Here is a 4,773-nt window from a genome sequence, read left to right as displayed (position 1 = left end):
GGCCCTGCCGGACGCCGCCCCCGCCGCCGGTCCACGACGACCGCGGCGCTCCCTTCGCCCTGAAGTTCACGGGCGGCTCCACCGGCGTCCCCAAGGGCGTGATCCAGAGCCAGGCCAGCGCCGCGGCCGCGCTGGCCTCGCTCCAGGCCTTCTACGGTTTCGCGCCGGACGACGTGAACCTGGCCGTCGCCCCCCTAACCCACGGCGCCTCCCACTACCTCCTCCCCATTCTGGCCGCCGGCGGCGCCCACGTCCTCCTGCCCTCCCCCGACCGCCCCGCCATCCTGACCGAGCTGAAGCGGCGGGTCAGCGTCGTGTTCCTGCCTCCGACCCTGATCGCCCTGCTGATGGCCGAGGCGGACTTCGCGCCCGCCGACTTCCCGGCCCTGCGCCATCTGACCTACTCCGCCGCCCCCATGTCCCCGGCCCGGATCGCGCAGGCCATCGCCCGCTTCGGCCCGGTGCTGTCCGCCCTCTACGGCCAGACCGAGGCCCCCATGACGGTCGCGGGCCTGTCCCCGGCCGAAATGGCCGACGCCGCGCTCCGGTCCAGCGTCGGCCGCCCCTTCGCGGGCACGCCGGTCGCCGTTCTGACCCTCGAGGGCGTCGCGCCCCACGGCGAGGGCGAGGTTCTGGTCGGCGGGGACTTGGCCCGCACCGAATATCTGGACGCCCCGGAACTGACGGCCGCCGCCAGACACGAGGGTTGGCTGAGGACCGGCGATCTCGGTCGCATCGGCCGCGACGGCCGGCTGACGCTGATCGGGCGCTCGAGGGACCTGATCATCACCGGCGGCTACAACGTCTATCCGGCCGAGGTCGAGGCGGCGCTGACCGCGCATCCCGCCGTGCGCGAGGCCTGCGCCTTCGCCCTGCCCGACGACGTCTGGGGCGAGCGGCTGGAGGCGGCCGTCGCCGTCGATCCTCCGTTCACGGACGACGCGGCCCTGCGCGCCTTCGTCCGCGACGCCGTCGGCCCGGTTCGCACGCCCAAACGCCTGCACATCCTTCCCGCCCTGCCCCGCAATCCGGTCGGCAAGGTGGTGCGCGGGGAGGTCCGCGCCCTGCTCTACCCCGACCACCCCGCCGCCCCGGAGGCCCGCTGATGATCGTCGTACCCGAAGCCCGCATCCGCGAGATGAAGGCCCGCGGCTGGTGGGGCGACGTCACCCTGGACGACCTGTTCCGCAAGCACGCCGCCGCCCATCCGGACGCCGAGGCCCTGATCGATCCCTTCAACGCCCCGACGTCGTGGGCGGGACCGCCGAGCGCCTGACCTGGCGCCAGGTCGCCGACGCCGTCGACCGCCTGGCCGCCGTCCTGGTCGCCCACGGGATCGGCAAGGACCAGGTGGTCGTCGTTCAACTGCCCAACATCGCCGAGCTGACCATCGCCTACCTGGCCTGCCTGCGCCTGGGGATCATCGTCAGCCCCGCCCCGGTCCAGTACCGCGAGCACGAGCTGGGCTACATCGTCGGCAAGACCGACGCCGTCGCGGCCATCACCGCCGACCGCATCGGCAAGCAGAAGCACGGCGAGATGCTGGCCGGCCTGAAGGCGACCCAGCCCACCCTGAGGCACGTCTTCGTCCTGGGCTCCACCTGCCCGCCCGGCGCGCTCGACCTGGAGCCCCTGATGGACGGCGTCACCCGGGACCAGCACAAGGCCGCGCAGAAGGCGGCCAGGGCGGCCGCGATCACCGCCGACGACATCGTCACCATCTGCTGGACCTCCGGCACCGAGGCCCAGCCCAAGGGCGTGCCGCGCAGCCACAACGAATGGATCATCATGGGCGACGGCGTCATCGACGCCGCCGACCTGGAGCCCGGCGCCCGCCTGCTGAACCCCTTCCCGATGGTCAACATGGCCGGCATCTCGACCGCCTTCGTCGGCTGGCTGCTGCTGGGCGGCGTCCTGGTCCAGCACCAACCCTTCGACCTGCAGGTGCTGCTCAAGCAGATCAAGGACGAGAAGATCGACTACACCGTCGCCCCTCCCGCGGTCCTGAACCTGCTCCTCCAGAACGAGGCCCTTCTGGAGGGGATCGATTTCGGCCGGCTGAAGTCCATCGGCTCGGGCTCGGCGCCCCTGTCGGAATGGATGGTCCGCACCTTCCACGAGAAGCACGGCGTCCAGATCGTCAACTATTTCGGCTCCAACGAGGGCGCCTCGTTCCCCAGCGCGCTGAAGGACCTGCCCGAGGCCGCCGACCGGGCCGTGCTGTTCCCGCGCCTGGGCGAGGGCTTCACCTGGAACTGCAAGCTCCACGACCGCATCTTCACCCGCCTGGTCGACCCCGAGACCGGCGAGGAGATCGCCGAGACGGGCAGACCCGGCGAACTCCGGGTCAAGGGCGCCACCATCTTCTCCGGCTACTGGCGCGCGCCCGAGATCAACGAACGCGCCTTCGACGAGGACGGCTGGTTCCGCACCGGGGACCTGTTCGAGCTGGCCGGCGACCGGCTGCAGCATATGCGCTTCGTCGGCCGCCTGAAGGACATCGTCATTCGCGGCGGCATGAACATCTCGTCCGAGGAGATCGAGAACCACCTGGTCGCCCATCCCGCGATCGCCGAAGCCGCCGTCGTCGGCGCGCCCGATCCCAACCTGGGCGAACGCCTGGCCGCCTTCGTCGTCTTCCGTCCCGGACAGTCGGCCACGATGGCCGAGATCAACGCCTTCCTGACCGGCGAGCGCCAGGTCGCCGTCTACAAGCAGATCGAGCGGCTGGACGTCATCGACGCCCTGCCTCGCAATCCCGTCGGCAAGGTCCTCAAGCGGGACCTGCGGCAGACCTTCACCGAGACTCGGACCGCATGACCTCTCCCTTCGACACCCTGCGGCTGCCCGTCTTCGCGGCGCCCATGTTTCTGATCAGCGGGCCTGAGCTGGTCATCGCCGCCTGCCGGTCCGGCGTGGCGGGCGCCTTCCCCACCCCCAACTGCCGCACGGTCCAGGACCTGGACCAGTGGATGGGAACGATCACCGATGCGCTCAAGCCCGGCGACGCGCCATGGATCGCCAACATGATCACCCATTCGACCAACGCCCGGTTGCCTGAAGACCTGCGCCTGGTCGCCGAGTACAAGCCGCCGGTGGTCATCACCGCCCTCGGCTCGCCTCGCCCCGTCATGGAGACGGTCAAGGCCTACGGCGGCCTGGTCTTCGCCGACGTGGTCTCGATGAAGCTGGCCAGGAAGGCCGCCGAGGCCGGCGTCGACGGCCTGGCCTGCGTCAGCGCGGGCGCCGGCGGCCATACCGGCCACCTGTCGCCGTTCGCCTTCATCTCGGCGGTGCGCGACTTCTTCGACGGCTACGTCGCCGTCGGCGGCGGCATCGGCGACGGGGCGGGCGTGGCCGGCGCGGTCGCCGCCGGGGCCGACTTCGTCTACATGGGCACCCGCTTCCTGGCCTCGAGCGAAAGCCTGGCCCAGCCCGAGTACAAGCAGATGGTGGTCGAGGCCGGGCCCGACGACCTGGTCGTCTCGGCCGCCGTCACCGGCACCCCGGCCTCGTGGCTGCGCCCCAGCCTGATCAAGGCCGGCCAGGATCCCGACAACCTCGGCGCCGCGCCCGACCGCAACTACACCTCGGGCGGATCGACCAAGCGCTGGCGCGACATCTGGGCCGCCGGCCAGGGGCTCGAAGCGGTCCGCTCGGTCGAGCCGGTCGCGACCATCGTCGACCAGCTGGCGACCGAGTACGAGGCCGCCGTGACGCGTTTCCAGGATCGCGCGGGCCGGCGCCCGGCCCGGCGCGGCGGCGTGAACCCCGTCGTCGCGCCCGTCGACTTCGACCTGGATCCCGCCGCGACGGGCCTGGAGTTGCTGCGTCGCTGGGCGGACAAGGCCGACAGCGTCGGCGGCTACCCGCAACGCCTCCGCGCCCGCCCGGTGGAGTTCGAGCCTGGCCGGGTCCGCATCCTCTGCGACCTGGACCCCGGCCACGCCAACTTCATGGGCCTGGTCCACGGCGGCGTCTCCGCCTCCCTGATCGACGTCGCCGGCGGAAGCGCCGTCATGACCATCCTGGAGCCGGGCCAGACCCTGCTGACCACCGACCTGTCCATGCGCTTCCTGAACGCCGCCCCCGTCGACTGCGCCCGGCTGGAGACCGTCGGCCGCATCGTCTATCGCGACGCCCGCAAGGCCGTGGTCGAGGCGACCGTCTCCACGGGGGACGGCCTGGCGATCGCGCAGGGAACCGTCGGGGTGTCGATCCGCTCGCCGCGCTGAAACCGCCCGGAGTCGACCCTGTCACGCATGTCGAGCCTGTATCGCCCGATTGTCGCTCATGTATCGGGATTCTGATGTATCGCTTGTATCGCCCGCAAGACGGCCGATACGCCTCTCGGATCAGACCCCGATCACCAGGCTCACCGTCGTCGTCGTCGACCCGCCGATGTTCAGCGTCTGCACGTTGCGCGCGCCCCCGACCTGGTAGTCGCCGGCGGCCCCGGTCGTCTGCTTGAAGGCGTCCAGCGCCATCCGCACGCCGGTCGCCCCGACCGGGTGTCCGCAGCCGATCAGCCCGCCCGACGGATTGATCGGCAGCTTGCCGCCCATCTCGATGTCGCCGGCCTCGACCGCCTTCCAGCTCTCGCCCGGCGCGGTCAGGCCCAGGTGGTCGATGGCCATGTATTCGGTCATCGAGAAGCAGTCGTGGGTCTCCACCGCATGAATCTGCTCCAGCGAAACCCCGGCCCGGCCGGCGTCGTCGATGGCCCGCTTCACCTGCGGGAAGACGTAGGGTTGGCCCTGGCTGGCCGCGATC

5 protein-coding genes are annotated in these 4,773 nt (G+C 71.3%); 4 read left to right on the top strand and 1 reads right to left on the bottom strand.

Annotated elements, in window-relative coordinates; all coding sequences use genetic code 11:
- The 4 genes from AC2W7C_RS13495 to AC2W7C_RS13480 all read left to right on the top strand — a co-directional run.
- On the top strand, positions 1 to 1,106 hold a 1,106-nt coding region (locus tag AC2W7C_RS13495; RefSeq protein WP_486001898.1), incomplete at its 5' end, for a class I adenylate-forming enzyme family protein.
- Positions 1,106 to 1,276, top strand: coding sequence for a hypothetical protein (locus tag AC2W7C_RS13490; protein ID WP_486001897.1), 171 nt, complete (start codon positions 1,106 to 1,108; stop codon positions 1,274 to 1,276). The genes AC2W7C_RS13495 and AC2W7C_RS13490, both read left to right, overlap by 1 nt.
- On the top strand, positions 1,252 to 2,820 hold the full coding sequence (locus tag AC2W7C_RS13485) for a class I adenylate-forming enzyme family protein (RefSeq protein ID WP_486001896.1): 1,569 nt from the start codon (positions 1,252 to 1,254) through the stop codon (positions 2,818 to 2,820). The genes AC2W7C_RS13490 and AC2W7C_RS13485 overlap by 25 nt, the downstream gene beginning before the upstream one ends.
- Positions 2,817 to 4,235, top strand: coding sequence for a nitronate monooxygenase (locus AC2W7C_RS13480; RefSeq protein WP_486001895.1), 1,419 nt, complete (start codon positions 2,817 to 2,819; stop codon positions 4,233 to 4,235). Before AC2W7C_RS13485 ends, AC2W7C_RS13480 begins: the two co-directional genes overlap by 4 nt.
- A gap of 120 nt (positions 4,236 to 4,355) precedes the next feature.
- Here AC2W7C_RS13480 and AC2W7C_RS13475 read toward each other — a convergent pair.
- The coding region (locus AC2W7C_RS13475; protein WP_486001894.1) for a thiolase C-terminal domain-containing protein at positions 4,356 to 4,773 on the bottom strand (418 nt) is incomplete at its 5' end.

Source organism: Brevundimonas sp. CURTG3B2_SDJG, assembly GCF_057364705.1.
This window is presented reverse-complemented; position numbering and strand designations above follow the sequence as displayed.

Excerpts from the sequence above, each read along its gene's own strand:
- AC2W7C_RS13480 (WP_486001895.1), top strand. The coding sequence starts at position 2,817 with ATGACCTCTCCCTTCGACACCCTGCGGCTGCCCGTCTTCGCGGCGCCC.
- AC2W7C_RS13490 (WP_486001897.1), top strand. The coding sequence starts at position 1,106 with ATGATCGTCGTACCCGAAGCCCGCATCCGCGAGATGAAGGCCCGCGGC.